This is a genomic window from Shewanella sp. DC2-4 (assembly GCF_013248875.1).
Taxonomy (GTDB): Bacteria; Pseudomonadota; Gammaproteobacteria; order Enterobacterales; family Shewanellaceae; genus Shewanella; species Shewanella oncorhynchi.
Map to the genome: position 1 here is coordinate 2,855,470 of NZ_JABRVR010000002.1, position 23,218 is coordinate 2,878,687.

The window sequence follows — 23,218 nt, forward strand, 5'->3', positions numbered from 1 at the left end:
ACCTAAATTTCTATAAGCTGAGTGATTTGTCCAATTGAACTTGAATCGAAGGATGGTAGCCTGCACGCGCCTTTGTATAGATGTCTTTTAATTCAGAGTGATATCCCGCAATTTGTAACTCAGCATAGAGTGGCCGCACAAATTTACCGCGTCCAATACGCACTAAATAGGCACTTAATGCCGGCAACACAGGATCATAATGATTACGAATCGCGACTCGAAACCAATCACAGGCAATTTCTGCATTAGTCGATTGGGTTAATTGGAAGGTTTCATCCAGATCCATCAATTGAACTTGACTAACGACTTCAGGTAATTGGGTCAGAAAATATTGCCAATGGTGCACTCGCCAATCTTTAACGCTTAATCGGCCCGCTGCTGTTCCCTGTAAAAAACACGCCAGCGCATCATCGACTTTATCTAAACTCATGGATGTTGGTCCGCAATAGCCCTCAGGTAAGCCTTCACCATAAATCCACGTTAGTAGTTCAGCTTCAGTGATTTTATCTGCGTGTAATTGCAGTAAAGTTTGTTTTGCGTACTCGACAAACACTTCGGTGGTAATGGCTTTAAACGCAAAATGATTCACATAAGTGAGTAAAAATTTATCAAACTCTACTCGCCCTAGCCTGCGCTCTAAATCATGGACAAACATCGAAGCCTTATCATAAGTAAATCGATTAAAAGCAAGATTAGGATCGTCCTGCTGCACATTAGCGGGTAAAGTTTGCTTACCCGTAGGCAAAGACGCTATTTCTTCTTTTAAGCGACCAAACTCTATTACCCATTCTAATTCTGCCTGTTCTTTGCCGTAGACAGCCTCGACAATACGGTTAGTAAAATAGGTCGTGAAACCTTCGTTTAACCAGAGATCACGCCAAGTCGCATTACTGACCAAATTGCCCGTCCAAGAATGCGCTAACTCATGGGCAACGGTTGACACTAAGCTTTTATCACCAGCAATGAGTGTGGGCGTTAAAAAGGCTAAACGCGGATTTTCCATTCCACCGAATGGGAAACTCGGCGGCAAGATAATCATGTCATAGCGGCCCCATACGTAAGGACCTAACAATGACTCGGCAACGTCGAGCATGTGTTCAGTATCTTCAAACTCTTTTGCGGCGGCCGCTAGCATGCTCGGCTCGGTATACACGCCGCATCTTGGACCTATCGCTTGAAAGGCAATATCACCCACAGCCAAGGCCATTAAATGGGTCGGAATAGGCTGTTCCATCTCAAAGTGAAACACACCATTAAGTGGCGTATCGGGATGATTCATCGCGCTCATAACGGCGCGCATGCCTTTGGGCACTTGCACCTTAGCATCAAAAGTGATCCGCGCCTTAGGCGTATCTTGTAATGGGATCCAACTGCGGGCATTGATCGGTTGCGATTGACTAAAGAGGTAAGGTAACTGTTTACCCGCGGTTTGCTCAGGCGCTAGCCACTGTAATCCTTGGGCAGACGGCGAAGTTTGATAGTGAATACAAACCTGCCTGCAAAGAAATGCAGGTAAAGTGATACACAATTTTTGCCCGAGTATGGGGTCAGCTTCATTAAGCACAAAGTCGAGCGGTTCTTCATCCATTTCTGTTAATGCATTCACCCCCTCTGTAGCATTAAAGCAAGTCACAGCAAGTATGGTTAGATCTCGACTATCAAGCCAAAGCTCTGTTACATCACACTCAAGAAAATCCAAGGACAGCGTCGCTTTAGCGAAAAGACGCTGCGCGTCAAAATCCACCATGACATCCAAAGAGACATGGGTCACTTGCACTTGTTCGGTATTCGCAAAAGAATGGTAATCTCGGGTTAAATCCCAAGGGGCTACATCAGCTAATGTACTCTTAGTTGGTTGCAACACTGTCGCCTCGATATTCAAGTTTTGAGCGGTATGTTCTAAATAGTGAGTTATGAGTTACCTTGCTGTAGTGACGGGCTTGATAACTTATCACTAATCATTGGGAGGTATTATCGACTGCAAATTTACTCAGAGGCAAATCGTAACTGAGCTCTAGAGCTCCTTAGGAACAAGTTTTTTGTAACAGTTCATCTTTGGGTGTAGGTACCGAGTTTGCAATAAGCTATCTCTAGCTTGCTGGATTTATCGGTAGTCACAGTAGAAGCAGCTAAAATTGAGACGTGCAAACTTGGCAAAAATCGAGTCAGCCTCTTTTTATAAAAACAAAATGCAAAATTATTTAAAATATTTCGCACTTTCCCTGAACTAATTTGATGATGCTGAGTCAGATATTATGAACCGAATCTTTGTAATGAGTTTCTTCGTTCATCATCATTCTCCTTTAGATGGTTTCTAGCGCGACCGTCCCAAGATTCCGAATTGGAATTTACAGCAACCTACTTAGGTTGCTTTTTTTATGTCTTTAATTTGGTATAAACCCGACATCATTACACATTTAAAACCACAAAAACAAAAAGGACCTCCTGGGAGGTCCTTGATTAACAAGCCATTTGACTTACAAACGAATACCTACTTGCTCTAAATCTTTAGCAACTACGCTATTAGGCACTGGCACATAGCCATCTTTCTCTACCACTTGCTGACCTTGCTTAGACAATACATAACGCAGGAATTCTTTTTCCATTGGTGCTAAGTCTTTGTTTGGTTGCTTGTTCACGTAAACGTATAAGTAACGTGATAGTGGGTAAGTACCATTAGCCGCGTTTTCAGCTGTAGCTTCGATAAACTCATTGCCTTTCTTAGCGATGGCAACAGCTTTAACACCTGCAGTTTTGTAACCGATACCTGAGTAGCCAATCGCATTCAGAGATTGAGAAACAGATTGCACAACAGAAGCTGAACCAGGTTGCTCGTTTACGTTAGCTTTAAAGTCACCTTTACAAAGCGCGTGCTCTTTAAAGTAACCGTAAGTGCCCGATACTGAGTTGCGACCGTAAAGTTGAACGTCTTTGGCAGACCAGTTACCGTCTAAGCCTAAATCGCCCCAACGTTGGATGTCACTGCTACCACATTTGTGAGTTGAAGAAAAAATGCCATCAACTTGCTCAACGCTTAAGCCTTTGATTGGGTTATCTTTGTGCACGAATACGGCTAAAGCATCGATAGCTACACGAATCGCAGTTGGCTTATAACCAAAATGCTTTTCGAACGCTTCAACTTCATTAGGCTTCATCTTACGGCTCATAGGACCGAACTGTGAAGTGCCTTCAGTCAACGCTGGTGGCGCAGTAGAAGAACCCGCCGCTTGGATCTGAATGTTGACGTTAGGGTACATTTGTTTAAATTCTTCTGCCCAAAGTGTCATCATGTTGGCTAAGGTATCTGACCCTACAGATGATAAGTTGCCAGATACACCGCTCGCTTTTTCATAAGTAGGCAGAGATGGATCAATCGATGCCATCGCAGTGGCAGAGAATACACCAGCGGCTGTTAGAGTAATCGCGCCGACAAGCTTTTTCAGTTTCATTATGTGCTCCAGTAGTAAGCTAACTAATTTGTAACTTAAGTTTCTTCAGACGCAGCCAGTATCAATCGCTACAATGACAATTCTATGTCCGTGATATGACACTTAAATGACAATGCACTATTTATCGCTTTTTTCTGTCATTAATACCAATCACATTAAATATCTAATCAGTTCAGAGCCTCACAGGCATTTCAATCCAAGGCGCATTGACGCAGAAATGGTCATTCATGCAACACCGGAGTGGGATGCCTGTGTGGCTCCCGAAGGGCGGATTTCAACGCGCTTTATACTGCGTTAAAGGCTTTCGACAGAGCACCACTATGCCTTCAAGCATTCGCCTTGTCTAAAGCGCGTTGAATCCCCGCTGAATGAACAGATATTTAATACTATTGGTATAATAAAGACTCAATAAACCTAGAAACAAAAACAGGCCCTAATGGCCTGTTTTTATTATTTATTGTAAATGTTTCACTCACACATACTATTTCTTACGTTCGATAAGATGCAAAGGGATAATAAAGCTAAAAGTACTGCCTTTACCGACTTCACTGCTGATTTTAAGCTTACTGTGATGGTGGTTAAGCGCATGTTTTACTATCGCTAAACCTAAACCACTACCACCAGTTTGCCTTGAGCGCGCACTGTCTACCCGATAAAAGCGTTCCGTTAATCGACCAATATGCTGAGCCGCAATACCTTCACCCGTATCCGTTACGCTAAAGATGGCACCCGTAGCCACACTGCACCACTGCACTGTAATTTTCCCGCCAGGTTCTGTGTAACGAATCGCATTAGAAATCAAGTTAGAACAGGCACTTCTCAGCTGTAATTCATTGCCGTGAGAATCAAGTCCAGGCTCACAATAGAAACTCAATTCATACTTCTCTTGTGCCAGCGCCTTAGCTTCCTCCTTGAGCACCTCCATCAACTGCGTCATATTCACAGTGTTTTCGAGGTTAATATCAGCCGCATCTTCAATTCGCGATAACATCAATAGCTGTTCGACCATAGATTGCATTCGTCGCGTCTGCTGCTGCATCAATGCTAACGGCTTGACGTTCATCGAATCAGGCTCAGCCATGCTTTGCATCATTTCGAGGTAACCCTGTAACACAGTGAGCGGCGTTTTTAATTCATGCGACACATTGGCGACAAACTCTTTACGCATTCCCTCAAGCTGACGTATACGAGTGATATCCCGCGCAATTAACAGTAACTGCCTGTCACCGTAAGCCATGATACGGATTTCAAGCAAACGCCTATCCGATACTGGCGAAGGTAACTCCAGCGGCTCTTTGTATTGTGCGGATTTAATGTAAGCAGAAAAATCAGGATGACGGATTAAATTATCGATTCGTTGACCATTATCCTGTGGCCACACAAAACCGAGAATGAGTTGCGCTAACTTGTTACACCATAAAATATTATGCTCTGAATCAAGCACGACAGCGGCATCGGGTAACGCCTCAGCACCTTGACGAAATCGTGCCAGCAGTGCGGCCAGTTGACCGACTCGTCGACGATTCTTCCCTTGAAGGCGATAAATACCGTTAAATACACCTTCCCAGCTCCCACTGCCCTGCGGCGGCGTGAGTTTCCTATCCCGCCATAACCAAAAGTTAAGCCGTGATAATTGTCGGTAATGCCAGCAAACTAACCCTAGCGTGCCGATAAAGAGTATCCAGAGAAGTTTCCCTACCAATAAACCTATTAGCGCGCAAAGCAGTAGATATAAACCTAAGCGCGTAAACAACCGATACCCTGAATAAGAGTCAGACATAAATAAACCCAAACATCAGGCTAAATAAGAGGAGCACAAGATAGCGTAAAAGCTAACTTGTGCCTAACAGTTATTCAGCACTAAATGCGTGTAGAGAAACGATAACCAGCGCCACGAACCGTTTGGATCAAGCGATCATGACCAGACTCTTCAACGGCTTTACGAAGGCGTCTGATATGCACGTCAACGGTTCTGTCTTCAACATACACATTGGTGCCCCACACATTATCGAGCAGCTGTTCACGGCTGTAAACACGCTCAGGATGGGTCATGAAAAAGTGTAATAAACGAAATTCGGTTGGGCCCATATCTAATACAGTTTCACCCACACTCACCCTGTGACTCACAGGATCGAGCATTAAGCCCTGTACATCAATGGTTTCTTCTAAACGAGTCGGTGCACTGCGACGCAATACGGCTTTAATACGTGCGACCAGCTCTTTAGGGGAAAAAGGTTTAGTGATGTAATCATCGGCGCCAACTTCGAGGCCTTTGACTTTATCTTCCTCTTCACCGCGGGCGGTTAACATAATGATCGGAATTTGGCGCGTAAACTCATCTTGCTTTAAGCGTTTCGCCAATTGAATACCACTTCCGCCAGGAAACATCCAATCCAATAAAATCAGATCGGGGTAAGGCTCCTTTAGCAGCGCAATGGCCGAATCAAAATCTTCCGCCGCAGAGGTTGTAAACCCATGCTGTTCCATTACAAAAGTCAGCATCTCGCGGATGGCCAACTCGTCTTCTACTATCAATATCCTTGCAGTCATAAGTGATTTTCTGTCAGTGAATGTCAACACGGCTATTATTAGTCATTTTTATTACAGATTTATGAATAAGCACGCCGCTTGAGCTATATAGTAGTAATATTTGTCATAATAAGTTTATATAACTGTTTGTTTATAGCAATAAAAAAGGAGGCTATATGCCTCCTTAATTGAGTTTTAATGCTGGATTTAGAATTTGTGTTCTAAGCCAACACCAATGTATTTGTCATCATCTGTAGACGCTTCTAACGAGCGGTTCGTGTAGAAAGCGAATAGTTTAGTTGGCTTACCTAAACTGTAGTCTGCACCTACCGACCATGAATCACCAAGTTCTTCCATATCTTGGAACTGAGCTTTTAAAGTAACAGCATCGATATCATAGGCAGCGCTTAATAGATAGCCGTTAGCACTTTCTGCAGTGACTTCAACTGGCATCGACGTTGCAGAATCAAATTTATAGGTTTGCTCTTGTTGCTGGTACATACCACCCAGTTTAATACCGGCTAACTTAGCTTGTAAGCTGGCACGAACAATCTCATATCCAGACACATCAGAGTCATAAGCAAGAGATGCATAAACGGGTGTTTTCTTCAGTTTCGCATCACCATACATGGCCGCTAAGCTAAAACCATCTTGAGCAAATTGACCTTTTACATCATTTCCTTCGGCAACATAGGTAACACCAAATACAAAATCACCAAAGGAAGGCGTAAGGTAAGTCGCCGTTTGAGCAGCACGAACTTCACCCTTGAACAGCTTACCTAAGTCACCTGAAAGGTCGTTAAACTGATCAACATCACCTTGAGAAATTTTCAACAAGGTATCATTACGACCCACAGAGAACGAACCAAATGCGCCTTTCAAACCAACAAATTGGTTACGTGCAGTAAAGTTATCGCTTGATGCTGCACCTGTATCAACTTGATATTCCACTGTGTAGAAAGCTTCCAGCGAGCTAGACAGCGCAAAATCACCCTTCACACCAAAACGAGAAGCATTACTTTGAATAGTTGTTGTAGCATCACCTTTCTCATCATTTGATTGAGCAGTGACATTCAACTTACCATAAACAGTCAGTGGCTCAGCGGCATTAGCTGAAGCCAGAGTTGCAGAAGCTAGCGCAGAAGCAAGTAGAGTTTTACAAAAAACGTTCATCATTTAATCCTTTCGACGTTATGTTCGTCTTGGTTATTGGTTTGGAACGACCGAAAGTTTGCAATGAATGTGTTTCAATTTTATTTCAATTGTGACCATTAACGTTGGCGAGCAAAAAAGCTGACGTGAAGCCAGGCACAAAACCCAGTAAAAATGCAGGCTGCAGCTAAGCTAATTATTATGTTACAGTTTAATGAATTCTGATCTTCCGTTAAAAATCAGCTATTGAACACAGGTTTACCCCGTCCAAACTATGCCGTAAACTGCCACTTTAATTTTCAATGGGCGCCTCTTATGTGGTTTAAAAATCTTACTCTTTATCGTTTCAATAAACCTTTTGCCGTCGAAACCGAAGCGCTAGAAACTGCGTTGGCCGATTTCACTTTCTCCCCCTGCTCAAGCCAAGATGTCAGTAAATTTGGTTTCTCAAATGCGTTAGGCAAAAAAGGCAGTTCTTTGGTCCATAGCGCTGACAATCGCCATCTGATCTGCGTGACTAAAGAAGAGAAAATTCTGCCAGGCCAAGTCATCAAAGAAGCCTTAGAAGAAAAAGTGGCTCTCATTGAAGATGAAGAAAATCGTAAACTGGCGAAAAAAGAAAAAGATGCGCTAAAAGATGAAATCATCACTAGCCTACTGCCACGCGCTTTTTCGCGTCGAAGCCAAACCCACGCCTTGATTTTGCCTGAGCTAGAAATGATCCTCGTTGATAGTTCAAGTGCCACTAAGGCCGAAGAATTATTAGCGTTATTACGTAAAGCTCTCGGCAGTTTACCTGTGATCCCACTGAGCTTTAAAGCGCCAGTCGAATCCAATTTAACTGAATGGTTAAAACTTGGCAGCGCACCATTACCCTTTGAAATGCAAGACGAAGCCGAGCTAAAATCTGAAGCTGATGAAGGCGGAATTGTGCGCTTTAAGCAGCAGGATTTGAAAGAAGACGAAGTGTTAGCTCACTTAGCTACAGGTAAGCAAGTACACAAGTTAGCGCTGCATTTCGGCCAATCGATTGCACTATTATTGCAATCAGATGCCAGCGTGAAGCGCCTTAAATTCTCTGAAGAATTTAGAGCAGGGAACGATGAAGTCGGCACTGACGATCCTATGGCCCGTTTAGATGCAGACTTTGCCCTAATGGGCAGCGAGTTAGTCGCCTTGATGCATGCACTCGTGGCCGCCCTTGGTGGACTCGAAGACGCACAAGTTTAAGCAGAAATCGTTAAGCAGACGAGATCTGCAATTCGCTTGTTAGACTGAGCCGTACAAGATAAGAAAAGGCGCCCCATCAAAATAATGGTTGCGCCTTTTTTGTGACGATTTTACTTTAGGTGGCTTTAAGACAAAGGCATTTAGATGCTAAATATGAAGTCCTAACCACATTAAGCTTTAGTCGCTAACTCGCCTTTATTGTCAAACGGCCAATCAATGCCTAACCAAGTCTTGAAGAAAGCTTTTTGCTGTTTAGTCGCTTTTGCATCCCCCTTGAGCACTAGCTTACCGCTTTGCTGCTCGCCAAGGATGAGCTGTACTTGCTTGATTTTATCGTTGCTAAATAATATCACCTCTACACTATCGCCAACCTTAAAGTCTTTGATGCGCTTATAGAAACCCGCAGCAGTCACCTTGAGACCATTAATCGCTAATACTTCATCCCCCGCAACTATGCCCGCTTGCCAAGCAGGACCATTACGCAACACTTGGTCTAACACTAAAGAGCCATGGGTACTGCTCAAGGTCATTCCCGCAAATGCCTCAGCTTTTGAATCTTTACCATAGGACAGATTTAACCCTGCCTGTGATAATAATTCTGGGAAATCTAAACTCATGGGACTATTCACATTGGCTTGCCACCAAGACGCATAATCTTTGCCAGATAAGTCTTTAAGAATGTACTGAACATCACTAACACCATAGCCTTTTGGTACGCGATGATCTTGATATAAACGACGGTGCACATCGCGATATGAATACTTAAGCTCGGAGTCTTGCTGCAATGAAAAATCTAAGGCTAAAGAGGTTAAGTAGCCCTCTGAGTAAATATTTACACTGTGGTTAATGGCATAATCGCCACCGATACTGCTCCACTCCCCTGCACTCGCCTCTGCCACAGATTGAGTTTCACGACCTGGATTGAGTTGGTTTTTCTCGACGCGCTTGGCTAAATCTTCGAGGAACTCTTTAACTGTTATCACTCCAGCCCGCAACAGCAACTGATCTTGAAAATAACTGGTAGAACCTTCAGCCATCCACAGTAATTCCGTCATATTTTCATGTTGATAATCATAGGGAACTAATCCCTCGGGGCGATAAGCCTTCACGTTCCAGGTATGGATAAACTCATGGGATGCAGTGCTAATAAAGCGCAGGTAGTCCTTGCGTTCACGGAAACTAAAGCGCGGCAGTTGAATGACAGTAGAGTTTAAATGTTCTGTCGCGCCACTGGCACCACTCGTTGCATGCACCATATAAACGTAACGATCAAAAGGATAATCATCCCAAATCACCTTAGCTTGACCGCTTAAGGCTTTAAGATCTTTTACTATTTTGTCCGTGTCATAGTTACCTTCCCCCCAAAACACCAATTCATAGTTTTTACCATTAGCACTAAATTGTTTATGAGTACTCACACCAGTTTCAATCGGGGAGTCGATCAACACATCATAATTAGGGGCAATAAAGGAATGAGCGGCCTTACCCGATGACATCCCAGAGTAACTTTGCCAATTTTTAGGCACTTTTAATTCTACGGATATTGGTTCAGAGCGAAATTGCGGACTGTACATGAACACACCGCTAGCATCCAAATAGGCATGGCTCGCGTCAATATGGCGCACCCTTTGGCCTAATTCATTAGCGTACAATTGATAACTGACGGTAACACGGGTTGGCTGCGTGAGCGCCACTTGCCATTCACCGCTCGCGGTGCGCTTCCATTGCAGTTCATGACCTTGACTATCTTTAGCACTAAATAAGCGCACACCATCGGCCAAAGGCAATACTTGATATTTGCCCGTCCGCCACACAGGGAGATTCACCGTAAAATCGTTCGTCTTCACTTCAGGAAAAGTGACACTCACTTGGGCAATATGGTGTTCGGGTTTAATAAGGTCGATTTGGTATTTCACATCGGCCAATACTTGACCCGAAAATAATGCGCTCAATATCAAGATTGATAGTCTGTTGGGTTTCACTCTTGCTTCCTTCTGTTATTATGCTTCTTATGATTTTTCCAAGTATAACAAGTCGATGTAGCATCCTCATTAGGCGCTAACAAAAGCTAACAAAATAAGTTCCTTGACTAAAGGAATGAGGAATCACAGTTCAAATGCAAAAACTCACGGTTATTTTATTTACTCTGTTGCTGTCACTACCTTTTACAGTCCAAAGCCGAGATCTCGAAGCGGATGAGGTTGAGTTAAGAGAATCACCGCAGCAAATGTATGATGCACTCAACAAAACGATTTCCTTTCCCCTCGCATTTCAAAACCGTGACCAATTTGAGCGCGCAGCCCAAGAGCAAGGCTACAATCCACTCGAATTTGAACAGATTTTGTATTTACTGGCCCGCCTCAATATGGAGCCAAACGTTAAAACCAAGGTCGATTTTCAAAACGCAAAAAGCTTGATTGAACTCCTATCGACTGCGGCGCAATCGCCCTACGAACTTGCCATGGTCGCCATGTTAAATGGCCGTTACCTTGGCCGTACGGAACAGAAATATCAAGAAGCGATTGGTCTTTATAATGAAGCGCTCACCCGCATCAACGACAGCTATGACATCGAAGCATTAATTCTTAAACACAATATTCATGAACATCTAGGTGGCTTACATTTATTGATCCGCCAGGAAGTGCCTGCACTGATGCACTTCCACACATACCGCGACATTGCCTATAAACTCAGAAACGATTACTTAATCGCGGCGGCTGAAGCGAGGCTTGGCTTTTATTACAATTTTAACCAGCAGCTTACAAAATCATTACAGCATTATAGTGAAGCGATTCGGATCTCCAATCGTTCTAATTACCCTTCAATGAAAACCAATCTGCAATTACAACTTTCTAAGGTATATCGTGATTTAAAGCAGTGGGATGAAGCGCTTAAAAACGCTCATGAAGCCGCGGCTGGATTTAAAAAAATGGGCAATGACACTTATCTTTCAAGTTGTATGACAGTGATCGCTATGGTCTATGGCGAACAAGGGGATTGGCATAAAGCGATTGATTACTACCTAAATGCCCAGCAATTAGATGCAAAACGCGGTAACTACATCGCACAAGGGCTTAATTTCCATAATTTAGGACAAGCCTACTCAAATATTAAAGACAATGTTAACGCCCTAAAATATTTACTGATGGCCAATCAAATATTCAAAGAAAAACAAAGCCATCACTATCAAGTTTATAACGAACTCTTAATTGGTGAAATCGCCCAAACCAACCAAGATTGGCCGCTGATGATGGCCCATGCCGATATCGCATTAGCACTCGCGGTCGATTTAAAACTGGTCGATGAACAAAAATCCGCACTCACACTTATCGCCTCGGCGGCGCAAAAATTAGGTGAATTAGCAAAAACCATCGATGCCCAAGCCCGTATCATTGAGCTAGGTAAAAAGCCAGCGGAGACAGATAAAGACTCCCCAGTGTCGGCCTCTGCCCTTGCAGAGCAACAGCTTAAACTTGAGCTCAACATGCTACAGGGAAAACTCGTTGAGACAGTGAAAGAAAGCAACAACACTCACACGCTACTGCTCATTTGCAGCCTTATTGCCGGACTCTTGCTGCTCGTGATTATTTTCATGCTACAAAATCGTCGCAAAATAACGGCTAAAAACGCGGCATTAACTCAATTAACGCTACAGGAACCCTTCACTCACAATTTAGGGTATGCCGCATTATTAGCGCACTTAAGCCATAATCAAAGTCAGGAATCCACAACGGCACTCGGGATTATCGCCTTCCCCACCCAACTTACGGCGGATCTGGACTATGGCCAATATTTTAGTGATGCAGTAACAGCGCAAATTGCCAATCATCTAACGGATGCACTCGCAGCATCTGTTTATGTGGTACGCCAAGGGGTATTTGCGGTTCGTTTCACGCAACCTATTGAGCCGACACAAATACTCAGCCAAGTACGCCTGAAACTCGATCAACAGCAAATCACACATCATTTCCGTCTTGGCTTTGCGCATTTGCCACTTTTAGCGAAATCAGAAATTAAAATGGCCGCGAAATTAAAATTTGAAACAGTGCAGATGGCGCTTGCCTGTGCCCGTAGTTTAGGTGGAAATAACGACTATTATGTCGCTCTCAGAGCCCTCGACTTTGTTCCTTTGAGCTTATTTGCAAATCCGTTATTTTTACACCTTGAAAAAGGCATTGAGCGTGGATTAATCAGATTAGAGACCAACGGCAATAAAGAAGATATTCGCTGGCCTTGCTGGGAAAATAACCAAGATAGGCAATTATTGGAAAATATTTGATCAATATCGGTAATTAATCACAGAGTCACAGGCAAATCGCATTTGCACTCTACGCCCAGTGTTATAACATTAGTATCATATGAGTTAACAGCTAATCTGGACATAGGATTGTCATGTTTTTTAGCCTTGCAGAGTTAGGACAATACTCAGGATGAAGGATTCAAGCGCTACAGTTTCACAACTTGCCTTGCTGCAACAGAAACTCCATTCGGCCAAACTTGCCCTTGATGAAGTTAATGAAGATAGAAATGCAAAGTTACAGACATTACTCCAATTTATTGGTCACTTAAGTCTCGCCTGTAAAGGGCAAAATCTTGAGCTGGATAATAAACTCGCCAAACTTCGCCATAACTTAAATACGTTTGAGCGAGTCGATGAGGCATTGCCAGAATTAGTTGATGTCGAGCGCCTGCTAAAAGGCCAATATCACCATGTGATGGTACAACTCGAAGAGAGTCGTACTGGTTTGTCACAGGTGATCCGTCAGATCCAACGCGTTAACTCTGCACCTGAAAAGCTCAAAAAAGAAGTCAATTACTTCAAGCAAGATCTGGCAAAACCTTTTCATACTGTGTGGGAATATATACCTAAAGTTAAGCAAATCATTGGCTTCTACGAAACCATATTACAGCTACAATTTAGCGAATCTGAAAAGTTTGATGTCTTACCAAAACACAGGCAACTAGCCCATGAGCTGGCGCAGATGATTTCGGAAATCGAGTTTCGTAAAGATCAACGTGACCAAGTATTAGTGATCAAAGAAGTACTCTCTTCTGAGATTGAAGTTGATAGCTTGCTCGAAGCCTACCAAACCATTTTAGCGTTATTGCTTGATAACATCGCCCGCGAGAAATCGGCATCCCAAGAGTTTTTGTTTGCACTCAATGATGCCTTAGCCGCGGTGCGTGAAGTGGTGAGCGAATCTTACAATCACAATCAACGTAGCTTCCAATTAAAAACCCAGCTGAATCGTGAGATTAACACCCGCGTCGATAATGCAGGTGAAATCATTATCGATGTGGAAGACGTCGTTGACCTTAAAGCTCAACTAACAGAGCAACTTAACTCTATCCGCTCGGCATTAGCCCGTAAAGAAGCCCTAGAGCAAAGAGAGCAAGCTCTGCTGCGCAAGTCGATGGAGACAATGCGCAAAGAGCTTAATGAGTTAAGTAGTGAGGCTAACACCTACAAAGAGCGTTTGTTTGAACAACAAAAACTCAACTTACTCGACAGCTTAACTCAATTGCCTAACCGTGCTGCATTAGAAGAGCGCATGGAGCTAGAATACCGTAACTATCAACGGCATAAGTCCCCGTTGTGGGTTGCCGTTGCCGATATCGATCACTTCAAAACCATCAATGACAGTTTTGGCCACAGCACAGGTGATAAAACCTTGCAAGTTATAGCAATGGCATTGAAAAACTCCCTGCGAGATACAGAATTTGTAGCCCGCTATGGCGGCGAAGAATTTGTACTGCTATTACCTGATGTGGCCCCTGCTGATATCGCTCAACTTTTAAACAGAGTGCGCGAGAAAGTAAAAAATATTCCATTTAAATTTAAAAATCAGAGAATTACAGTTACAGTATCTATAGGGGCTGCGCAAGTTATGGGAAGTGAACTCATACATGAGACCTTTGAACGCGCCGATGCAGCACTCTACAAAGCGAAACACGAAAGCAGAGACAGGGTTGTGATTGACGTATAATTAAGCCCCACTATACGCCTCCTCTAATCACTCCTGTCATGACGAAGGAGTGGTAAATGATAGTAAAAGTCAGCCCAAAAGGCAGCATGGATCAGCTTTCGCAACTTGAAGTTGATCGACTCAAAAATAGTGCCAAAAGTGCCCTATACCAACTGTACCGCAACTGCTCCTTAGCAGTGCTTGCCGCGGGTTTAAAAACCGACAACTCTAAAGCCCTATTCGAGCAATACCATGATTTCGACATCAACGTTCTACAACGGGAGCGCGGTGTAAAATTAGAACTGATCAATCCCCCCGAACAAGCCTTTGTCGATGGTCAAATTATCACGGGAATTCAGGAACATCTGTTCTCTGTCTTACGCGATATCCTTTATATCAGTGATAGATATGACTCACTAAAACACATTAATCTGACCAATGCCCACCATATCACCAATGTGGTGTTTGATATTCTGCGTAATGCGAGGGCGATAGCACCGATGAAAGACCCTAATGTGGTCGTCTGTTGGGGCGGACACAGTATTAATGCCATTGAATACCAGTACACACGTGAGGTAGGTTATCAACTTGGCCTGAGAGAATTAGATATTTGCACTGGCTGTGGTCCTGGCGCGATGGAAGGTCCGATGAAAGGTGCGGCGATAGGTCATGCCAAACAACGGATTAAAAATGCACGATATATTGGTTTAACTGAACCAAGTATTATTGCCGCCGAGCCACCGAATCAAATTGTCAATGAACTGGTGATCTTACCCGATATTGAAAAGCGCCTCGAAGCTTTCGTGCGCTTAGGCCATGGTATTATTATCTTCCCTGGCGGTGCTGGCACAGCTGAAGAATTGCTCTATATATTGGGTATTTTACTTAACGAAGAAAACCAACAAACGCCTTTCCCGCTGATACTCACAGGCCCAACGGAGAGCGCAGATTACTTCATTAAGATTGATGAGTTTATTGCCTCAACCTTAGGACCCGAAGCTCAGAAAAAGTACCAAATTATCATAGATAATCCCACTGAAGTGGCACGCATCATGAAGCAAGGAATGGAGCAAGTAAAAGCCTATCGCCGCTCAACGGGTGATGCTTACCAATATCAGTGGGCACTGAAGATTGAGTCTGAGTTTCAGTTACCTTTTATCCCAAGCCACGAAGTGATGGCAAACTTAGATCTACACTTCCAAACCAATAAAGCCGAACTTGCCGCCAACCTGCGTAAAGCGTTTTCGGGTATAGTGGCGGGTAACGTCAAGTCAGAAACAATCAAGCACATAGAGCGTGATGGCCCCTTCCAATTAAAAGGCGATCCTAAGCTCATGGATATGATGGATAAACTTTTAAGTGCATTTGTACAACAACAAAGAATGAAGCTTCCAGGAAGCGCCTATATTCCTTGCTATCAAATAGTGAAATAGAGAGCGAAGCAACAACACCCCATGAACAAGTTTTTAATCATCGATGGTCTCAACTTGGTTCGCCGCATTTATGCGGCGATCCCCGATGAATCCGATATGCAAAGCCTCACAGAGCGCGTCAGTTTGGCGTGCACTAAACTGCTGCGGGTGCATCGCCCTACCCATGTGGCTATCGTGTGGGATGGGGATGAAGTTTCATGGCGTAAACAGCTTTACCCCGATTACAAGAAAGGCCGTAAACCTATGCCTGAGCCGCTGGCAAAAGGCCTTGCTGCACTGCAAGATCACTTAACCATGATGAACATTGGCTCTATTTATGCGGCGGCTGAAGCCGATGATGTGATTGCCACTCTAGCGATAAAAACCGCCAAAGCGCAGGGTGAAGCCATTATAGTGTCCACCGACAAAGGGTTTAGTCAGCTTAATCATCGCCAAATCAGCCAGTGGGATCACTTTAATCAGCAGTACTTAGATATCGCTGCATTGGAACAAAAACTCGGTGTCGAACGCAGTCAATTTCTCGACTTGATGGCATTAGCTGGCGATAGCGGTAATAAAATTCCTGGTATTGCGGGCATAGGCCCTAAGTCGGCTGCCGAATTATTGAAAACCTTTAGAAGCTTACCAACCTTGTTTTCATCGCTATCTAACTTAGGCGCTAAACAAGCCAAAAAACTTGCCGAAGGTAAGGAGATGGCAAGACTCAGCTATAAGCTCGCACAGTTACAAACAGACCTGCCACTCAATATTAATTTAAAAGATTTTCGCGTGATGAACTCCTTGCCTGATAATAACTGTCTGCCTGAAAACCCAATCAATCCTGCCTAAACATCTGTTAATATAAAGTTGCAATTAACGCATTTACCTTAGAACAACAAAAGCGTATTTTATGGACGTAATAACGTGACTCATTTAATGAGGTAAAGGAATAACTGTAAATGAAATCAAAAGTTTCGGTAATCATCGGTAGCATTTTCGCCGCCTACGTCGCCTTTGTCGCTGTGGTGGTACTCGTTTATGAACCTACGCCAGATGACATGAGTTGGGAGGACAGACAATCCTATAACAGCCAAAAAATGAACGAGTTAGCGCTAGGGCAAAATATCGTTTCAGTAAAACAGTTACTAGGTAAAGCTGACTTTTCAGAGGCCAAAGCCGTAAAAGAAACCAAGCTACAGGTGCTCTTTTATCGCACTCACCATGAAAAATCAGACGGTGTAACCACGAAAGAGGAATGTACCCCACTTATTTTTGAAAATGATCAATTGATTGCTTGGGGCCAAGATACCTATAAGCAATATCTCGATGCTGATACTGACACAGCCCTCAGCTCTGCCCAAGAGACATTAACCAGTAAATAAATACGACTGACAGTTAAATAAAAACGCCACCGAATCGGTGGCGTTTTTATTTTGACAATCAACGAATTGACTCAATTGTAAAACAACTAAGCCAATTTCCTATTCATCATCGGCCTTATACTCAACATAGGCTTCACCTTTGCTGAGCCATTCTGGCGCAGGTTTTCCCTTCAGATAATGGTCGAAATATTGCATCATGCGAATGCTGTAATCGAGCTTGTTCGGGTACTTTTTCAAGTGATGCGGCTCATCCTCGTATTGCAAGAACACCACATCTTTACCCGCACGGCGCATGGCTAAGTACATTTCAACACCTTGTTCCCAAGGCACTGCATCGTCCTTATCACCAAACATGATCATCAAAGGCGTTTGAATACGGTCAGCATAAAATACTGGCGAGTTTTCAATGTACTTTTGCGGCGCGGCAAACAAACTTGCGCCAATACGACTCTGTCCGGTTTCATATTGGAACTGACGCGCAATGCCTGTGCCGTGGCGAATACCGCTATAGGCACTGGTCATGTTCGATACTGGAGCACCTGCAACCGCCGCCTTAAACATCTTAGTTTGAGTAATGGCAAACGCCGTTTGATAACCACTCCAAGAATGACCTTGCAAACCAATAGCATCGGGTTCGGCAATACCTATCTCAATCAGCTTTTGCACGCCAGACGTGAGCGCTTGCACCGAACTCGCACCTGGGTAACCAATTTCAAAGCGAATATCCGGTAGGAACACCGCATAGCCATTATTGATGTACCAAGCAAAGTTAGGTCTGTGGTTAATGTTCATCTGCGGGAAGGCATGCAGTCTATCCGTCATAAAGCGATAGTAATAAACCAGTACAGGATAGCGCTTACCCGCTTGATAATTCGTCGGCTTGATCAGCACGCCATCTAACGGTTTACCATCGCCATTTGTCCAGTGAACTAACTCGGATTGGCTCCAGTTAAAGGCTTGACGCTGCTTATCTAAATCGGTTTGCTTAACTGCATTTTGCGGTGCGCTATAGCTGGCCGTATACAAGTCAGGGAATAAGTCAAAACGTTCCTTAGAAAAAACGATAGTATCGCCGTCTTTACTGCGTCCCAATACTGTCAGCTTATACTCGCCTTGCATCAGCGTTTTCACGCCCGCTTCGCCCAAGGTGGCTTGATAAAAACCATCGGCCTTGGTTTTATCACTATAACCGTGGAGTAACACAGTGGCGTTATAGGCAAGCTCTGTCGGCTCATCGGGATTATCGACTAAGCCCTCAAGGCGATATTGAATTTTCTGGGTGCGTCCTTTACCTGCGGTTAAGACAAAACCCGCCTTAGATTCGGTATTAAACTGCCAAACATCGTATTTGTCGTAAACCAAGAAACCCGCATCATTTTTAAGCCAAGGACCAAAACCATATCCTGGAGCACTGGATGGATAATCGTGGTCTTCATCGGCAAAACTGACCTTTAGGGATTTGGTGAGATTAGTGCGACGATCCTCTGCAATATCATATAGATACACATTACCTTGCTGATAATAAGCCACATACTTGCCATTTCCCGACAGCGTAGGCTCGGCATCACTCGGCTGTTGTGTCAAAAATGGCACTTTACTGCCAGTATTAATATCGACCAGATAATAATCTTGGTAGAACCCTGCCCACGTCGCCATCTTGCGATAGGACAAATCTGAACTGGCCAACATAAAACGTTTATGTTGTGAAATCGTCACATCAGGAACAGCTTTATCGCCAAGCTGCACCACGTTATTCGAACCTAAATGCAATACCGCAAGGTAAGTGCGTTTTTGCTCATCCTCATATTGCTTGATTTCATTAGGCTTAATACGAGGATCATCCCCATGCCATACCTTAAGCCCACGCTGTCCGGTGACAATATTTGTATCGAACAGGTCATTTTCTTCGGTGATCTTCTGCAAACTGAGCTGCTGACTCACCTCAGGTACGCGGCCAAAGAACAGCCGTTCGCTATCCAATGAGAAGCTTAAACTTGTGTAGCGATTAAGTTTCCACTCGGGTGACTCAGGGGGGGGACTGATTTTGCCAGACTGCAAATCGACCAGCGATAACTGATAGCTGCGGCCATAAGGTAACTCGCTGTCTTTGCCCTGCGTAAATGCAAGCCAACGACCATTTTTAGCCAGCGCTAACGCACCAATCTGTTGGCTAAGCGAATCAAAGACAACGATTTTTTTGTGAGTGTTTAAATCGACTAACTGCAATTGATGTTGCTTATTGGTGATATCGTTCACTGCCAGCGCGAGTCTACGGCTTGCCTTATCAAAAACATAGCCAGTAACCTGCTCGACATCAATTCGCTTTATTTGGTCTTCTAAACTGAGCAACGTAAAACGTCGACCTTGGTCAAACTTATCGACCTTTGGCTTATCAATATTCGCAGGGCTTTGTGTGCCTGCTTTAGCGAGTTTTTCGGTAGTTTTAGGCCCAGCATCTTTTTTGGACTCTTCATCAGCCTCAAATCCAATCGCCAGATGCTTACCGTCATCACTGAACACAAATTCCTTCACACGCTCGAAGCGAGTTTGCGTGCCAGTTTGAGTATCGAGCAACACCATGTCGGATTTGATTTTTTTCTTCGCCTTGGCATCACTCGTTTCACGCGTGAGCAAACTCGGTTTAACCACCACAGCTACATAACGACCATCGTGGTTCACCAAGGGATCTGACCCCCCCGCGATTTGATAGCTTTGCTGCGACAGGACATTTTTCACAATGACGTGACTATCCCCGCGATCGGGCGCAGACTCGACCGCGATGACTTGCCCCTTATCTGAGATAACCGGCTTTTCAAGGGATTCAAAATGCATAATGTCTGTTAGGGTGAGCGGTTTAGTGCTGGTTTCAGCCTGCACTGCTGGCAATACTCCAAGGGATAACAAAACCAGAGATGTGATAGGGATTAACTTCAATGTCTTCCTCTTTTATATATTTGTTAGACTAAAGTAGACTTTTTTAACCATTGGTTCTCCATCATGGTGAGAACCCAGTATTTTTACAAGTTATACCACATAAAAAATCGTGATATTGCTCACTATTTCCTGTGAAGTTTGACCAAAGATGGTTAAAATAATAGGCAGAAAAAATACCAAATTCATAGTCCTGCTATCCAGTTAGCACTGGGGCAGACAATTGCAGTAACGACGAACCGTGGAAGGACTTCTCCATGTCAAAAAGAACGATAACCGTAATTCCAGGTGATGGAATTGGCCCAAGTATTATTGATTCAGCCTTAAAAATTCTTGATAAAGCGGGCTGTGATTTTGAATATGAATTTGCCGATGCCGGCCTGACTGCACTTGAAAAGCAAGGCGAGTTACTGCCAGCACGCACTTTAGAACTCATTGAAAAAAACCGTATCACGCTGAAAGGGCCGCTGACGACTCCCGTTGGTGAAGGCTTTACTTCTATCAACGTAACCTTGCGTAAGAAATTCGGTCTGTATGCTAACGTACGCCCAGTACTGTCTTTCAAAGGTACCCAAGCCCGTTACGAAAATATCGATATCATCACAGTACGTGAAAACACCGAAGGCATGTATTCTGGCCATGGTCAAAAAGTGTCTGAAGATGGTTTAACAGCCGAAGCAACCAGTATCGTGACTCGCCAAGGTGCCGAGCAAATCGCCACTTTCGCCTATGAACTGGCCCGTAAAGAAAACCGTAAGAAAGTCACTATTGTACACAAAGCTAACATCATGAAGTCAACGTCAGGCCTGTTCCTGAAAGTGGCCCGCGAAGTGAGCCTACGTTACCCAGACATCAAGACAGAAGAAATGATCGTCGATGCAACGTGCATGAAGTTAGTGATGAACCCAGAAAACTTCGATGTGATCGTGACGACTAACCTATTCGGTGACATTTTATCGGACCTGTGTGCCGGTTTAGTGGGTGGTTTAGGTATGGCACCTGGCGCAAACATTGGCCGTGATGCTGCGATTTTCGAAGCCGTTCACGGTAGTGCGCCTGATATCGCTGGCAAAAACCTCGCAAACCCAACCTCAGTGATTTTAGCGTCTATCCAAATGCTGGAATACTTAGGTATGGCTGACAAAGCTGAGCAAATCCGTAAAGCGGTATCTGCAGTGATCGCAGAAGGCGACCGTACGACTCGCGATTTAGGCGGCACTCACGGCACGACTGACTTCACGCAAGCTGTGCTTGAGCGTCTGTGATCTCAATGCCAAGCGCGTTTAAGACAAGCCTATAACGCGCGTTTTCAAGTAAAAGCTTAAAAGAAGCAAGCGCTTGAAACTCAAATGAGTAAACACGAAAAAGCCCCAAAGTTTCCTTTGGGGCTTTTTGTTATCTAGCTTTTAAACCTGCGTGGTTTTATACCCGCGTGACAATTACCATTCTAGCGACAACAAGATCACCGCAGGGTTAGCACTGGAATTAATTCCAAGCGGTATTAGGGCGTAGCCATAAATGCACTGTCACTTCATCACGGTCGTGATAAAGATGCTTACACTGCACTTTAAAATCCGTCACACCATTCTCTTTAAGAATCGTCTGCATGGTCTCAAGGATAGCAGTCACTTCTTTATAGCGGCTCTTCATCGGTAATTTAAGGTTAAAAATCGCTTCCTTAAACCAACCGTTAATCGCCCAAGCTTCAATCAGTTCGGCAACACGCGCAGGTTTCTCAACCATGTCGCACACCAGCCAATAGATATTTTTACGTTGCGGTTCGAAACGGAAACCGTCTTCACGGTAATGTTTCACTTGGCCCGTTTCCATCAGTTTTTCATCCATAGGGCCATTATCAACTGCCGACACAAACATGCCGCGACGCACCAGTTGATAAGTCCAGCCACCAGGGCAAGCGCCCAAATCCACTGAGTTCATGCCACTGCGAATACGCTCTTCTTGCTCTTCCTTAGGCACGAATTGGCCAAAGGCTTCGTCGAGTTTCAGACTTGAACGACTCGGTGCATCCGCCGCCATTTTAAGGCGTGGAATGCCCATAAAATGTGGCGAACTGTTATTACTGTAGGAATAACCCACATAGGCACGGCCGGGTCCAATAAAACACACGTGGATAATCGGACGTTTGGAATTTTCCTGCGCGAGCAAACTGCCCGACTTTTTCAAATGCTGGCGTAAAGGCACTGTGAACTTACGGCAAAAAGCCGAGAGCTCTTTCGCTTCGTTAGTGTCAGGTGTTTCAACCCGCACTTCACCCGCTTTGCTGACGTCACTGAGCGCCGCAACGATTGGGCTTATTCTGTCATTTTCAGGCAAGTCAACTAACAAGTCGCTAGCAGCAAACATCTGGCGGGCGAAAATGAGCGAATCTAAAGGTAATTGTTTGACTAACGTATCAGCAGCGTCGTCTTCAAAACATTGGTATACAACATAAGCGTCGTTATTGTTGGCCTTAACAAAGCCACCCACATTGAGCTCACCGGCTCGCTGTTGGATTTCTGCAGCGCATTCTTTTTCAAAGCCTGCGCGGCAAAATAAAAATAGGTTTTTCATGGGGATCCCTGAGAAATCCAAGCCAAAGCATTGGCTGACTATCGATTTGGGCGCCAGTATACCAATTTCAATCCACAAATGCCCTATTTGCCTACTGCTGAACCTTGAATTGCGATTAGAGAAATAAAAAAGGCTTAGGTGCACCCTAAGCCTGTTAACTCACATAAGCATCAGCGATTAAGACTCATGACCGTCGATAACTTTGTGACGCCATACCGCGGCGGCAAATAATAACCAACCGAGTAAGAAACAACCACCGCCCATAGGCGTAATAGGACCTAACCACTTAGTCCCAAACAAGGCCAGTCCATATAGTGAGCCCGAAAATAGTACTATGCCTGCGACAAAGAGATATGCCGACCAGTCCAGTAAACGCGAGGTTAACCATTGGCCCGAGAAGGCAACCATGATGAGGGCAAAGGTATGGTAGAAATGATATTGCACACCTAAGTTAAAGACTTCAATTAAGTTTGGTGGCGCGACCGCTTTTAAACCATGGGCACCAAAAGCCCCTAAAGCGACGGCTAAGAATCCGCTCACGGCGGCGAGTAACAATAAACCTTTACGCATTTAACGCTCCTGCTGGAATGGGATTA

At 44.2% G+C, this 23,218-nt stretch carries 16 protein-coding genes; 7 read left to right on the top strand and 9 right to left on the bottom strand.

Features of this window, described 5'->3' with window-relative positions; genetic code table 11:
• Window positions 1-10 precede the first annotated feature (10 nt).
• The 5 genes from HQQ92_RS13270 to HQQ92_RS13290 all read right to left on the bottom strand — a co-directional run bounded on the left by HQQ92_RS13270 (window position 11) and on the right by HQQ92_RS13290 (window position 7,154).
• Window positions 11-1,864, bottom strand: coding sequence for a M1 family metallopeptidase (locus tag HQQ92_RS13270; RefSeq protein ID WP_173245966.1), 1,854 nt, complete (start codon window positions 1,862-1,864; stop codon window positions 11-13).
• 613 nt (window positions 1,865-2,477) lie between these two features.
• The gene (locus HQQ92_RS13275; protein WP_113941039.1) at window positions 2,478-3,449 is read right to left on the bottom strand and encodes a PstS family phosphate ABC transporter substrate-binding protein; all 972 of its coding nucleotides are present in this window, start codon (window positions 3,447-3,449) and stop codon (window positions 2,478-2,480) included.
• A gap of 481 nt (window positions 3,450-3,930) precedes the next feature.
• Window positions 3,931-5,229, bottom strand: a complete 1,299-nt coding sequence (gene phoR / locus HQQ92_RS13280) for a phosphate regulon sensor histidine kinase PhoR (protein ID WP_173245969.1) — start codon at window positions 5,227-5,229, stop codon at window positions 3,931-3,933.
• Between the two features lie 80 nt (window positions 5,230-5,309).
• A complete protein-coding gene (gene phoB, locus HQQ92_RS13285; RefSeq protein WP_006085167.1) occupies window positions 5,310-5,999 on the bottom strand; it encodes a phosphate regulon transcriptional regulator PhoB in 690 nt (229 codons plus the stop codon).
• 186 nt (window positions 6,000-6,185) lie between these two features.
• Window positions 6,186-7,154 carry a porin gene (locus HQQ92_RS13290; RefSeq protein WP_168823290.1) on the bottom strand — a complete coding sequence of 323 codons (969 nt, stop codon included), beginning with the start codon at window positions 7,152-7,154 and terminating at the stop codon, window positions 6,186-6,188.
• Window positions 7,155-7,445: 291 nt separating this feature from the next.
• Between HQQ92_RS13290 and rdgC the strand changes: the two genes are divergently transcribed.
• Window positions 7,446-8,360: a recombination-associated protein RdgC gene (rdgC, locus tag HQQ92_RS13295; protein ID WP_113941038.1), complete on the top strand. Its 915-nt coding sequence runs from the start codon at window positions 7,446-7,448 to the stop codon at window positions 8,358-8,360.
• 170 nt (window positions 8,361-8,530) lie between these two features.
• Here rdgC and HQQ92_RS13300 read toward each other — a convergent pair whose 3' ends face one another.
• A complete protein-coding gene (locus HQQ92_RS13300) occupies window positions 8,531-10,342 on the bottom strand; it encodes a M61 family metallopeptidase (protein ID WP_173245972.1) in 1,812 nt (603 codons plus the stop codon).
• 134 nt (window positions 10,343-10,476) lie between these two features.
• On the opposite strand from HQQ92_RS13300, the gene HQQ92_RS13305 reads away from it, so the two are divergent.
• The 5 genes from HQQ92_RS13305 (at window position 10,477) to HQQ92_RS13325 (ending at window position 17,120) form a co-directional block, all read left to right on the top strand.
• Entirely contained in the window at window positions 10,477-12,639 is a 2,163-nt protein-coding gene (locus HQQ92_RS13305) for a lipopolysaccharide assembly protein LapB (protein ID WP_173245975.1), read from the top strand.
• 151 nt (window positions 12,640-12,790) lie between these two features.
• Window positions 12,791-14,347, top strand: a complete 1,557-nt coding sequence (locus tag HQQ92_RS13310; RefSeq protein WP_173245978.1) for a GGDEF domain-containing protein — start codon at window positions 12,791-12,793, stop codon at window positions 14,345-14,347.
• A gap of 56 nt (window positions 14,348-14,403) precedes the next feature.
• Complete coding sequence (gene ppnN / locus HQQ92_RS13315) at window positions 14,404-15,759, top strand: nucleotide 5'-monophosphate nucleosidase PpnN (protein WP_028760679.1); 1,356 nt, start codon at window positions 14,404-14,406, stop codon at window positions 15,757-15,759.
• 21 nt (window positions 15,760-15,780) lie between these two features.
• Entirely contained in the window at window positions 15,781-16,587 is an 807-nt protein-coding gene (xni, locus tag HQQ92_RS13320; RefSeq protein ID WP_049821740.1) for a flap endonuclease Xni, read from the top strand.
• Between the two features lie 110 nt (window positions 16,588-16,697).
• The gene (locus tag HQQ92_RS13325; RefSeq protein ID WP_028760680.1) at window positions 16,698-17,120 is read left to right on the top strand and encodes a DUF3192 domain-containing protein; all 423 of its coding nucleotides are present in this window, start codon (window positions 16,698-16,700) and stop codon (window positions 17,118-17,120) included.
• A 99-nt stretch (window positions 17,121-17,219) separates the two neighbouring features.
• Here HQQ92_RS13325 and HQQ92_RS13330 read toward each other — a convergent pair whose 3' ends face one another.
• Window positions 17,220-20,054, bottom strand: a complete 2,835-nt coding sequence (locus tag HQQ92_RS13330; protein ID WP_173245981.1) for a prolyl oligopeptidase family serine peptidase — start codon at window positions 20,052-20,054, stop codon at window positions 17,220-17,222.
• Window positions 20,055-20,308: 254 nt separating this feature from the next.
• Between HQQ92_RS13330 and HQQ92_RS13335 the strand changes: the two genes are divergently transcribed.
• Complete coding sequence (locus tag HQQ92_RS13335; RefSeq protein WP_028760682.1) at window positions 20,309-21,316, top strand: isocitrate dehydrogenase; 1,008 nt, start codon at window positions 20,309-20,311, stop codon at window positions 21,314-21,316.
• A 220-nt stretch (window positions 21,317-21,536) separates the two neighbouring features.
• Here HQQ92_RS13335 and rlmM read toward each other — a convergent pair whose 3' ends face one another.
• Together rlmM and HQQ92_RS13345 are read right to left on the bottom strand one after the other, a co-directional pair.
• On the bottom strand, window positions 21,537-22,622 hold the full coding sequence (rlmM, locus tag HQQ92_RS13340; RefSeq protein WP_028760683.1) for a 23S rRNA (cytidine(2498)-2'-O)-methyltransferase RlmM: 1,086 nt from the start codon (window positions 22,620-22,622) through the stop codon (window positions 21,537-21,539).
• A gap of 177 nt (window positions 22,623-22,799) precedes the next feature.
• Complete coding sequence (locus HQQ92_RS13345) at window positions 22,800-23,192, bottom strand: DUF423 domain-containing protein (protein WP_011918954.1); 393 nt, start codon at window positions 23,190-23,192, stop codon at window positions 22,800-22,802.
• Between the last annotated feature and the right edge of the window lie 26 nt (window positions 23,193-23,218).

Bases quoted from the DNA above. Each gene is read 5' to 3' on its own strand.
- rlmM (WP_028760683.1), bottom strand. From the start codon at position 22,622: ATGAAAAACCTATTTTTATTTTGCCGCGCAGGCTTTGAAAAAGAATGC.
- phoR (WP_173245969.1), bottom strand. From the start codon at position 5,229: ATGTCTGACTCTTATTCAGGGTATCGGTTGTTTACGCGCTTAGGTTTA.
- ppnN (WP_028760679.1), top strand. From the start codon at position 14,404: ATGATAGTAAAAGTCAGCCCAAAAGGCAGCATGGATCAGCTTTCGCAA.
- HQQ92_RS13325 (WP_028760680.1), top strand. From the start codon at position 16,698: ATGAAATCAAAAGTTTCGGTAATCATCGGTAGCATTTTCGCCGCCTAC.
- HQQ92_RS13290 (WP_168823290.1), bottom strand. From the start codon at position 7,154: ATGATGAACGTTTTTTGTAAAACTCTACTTGCTTCTGCGCTAGCTTCT.
- HQQ92_RS13275 (WP_113941039.1), bottom strand. From the start codon at position 3,449: ATGAAACTGAAAAAGCTTGTCGGCGCGATTACTCTAACAGCCGCTGGT.
- HQQ92_RS13335 (WP_028760682.1), top strand. From the start codon at position 20,309: ATGTCAAAAAGAACGATAACCGTAATTCCAGGTGATGGAATTGGCCCA.
- xni (WP_049821740.1), top strand. From the start codon at position 15,781: ATGAACAAGTTTTTAATCATCGATGGTCTCAACTTGGTTCGCCGCATT.
- HQQ92_RS13345 (WP_011918954.1), bottom strand. From the start codon at position 23,192: ATGCGTAAAGGTTTATTGTTACTCGCCGCCGTGAGCGGATTCTTAGCC.
- HQQ92_RS13305 (WP_173245975.1), top strand. From the start codon at position 10,477: ATGCAAAAACTCACGGTTATTTTATTTACTCTGTTGCTGTCACTACCT.
- phoB (WP_006085167.1), bottom strand. From the start codon at position 5,999: ATGACTGCAAGGATATTGATAGTAGAAGACGAGTTGGCCATCCGCGAG.
- HQQ92_RS13310 (WP_173245978.1), top strand. From the start codon at position 12,791: ATGAAGGATTCAAGCGCTACAGTTTCACAACTTGCCTTGCTGCAACAG.
- rdgC (WP_113941038.1), top strand. From the start codon at position 7,446: ATGTGGTTTAAAAATCTTACTCTTTATCGTTTCAATAAACCTTTTGCC.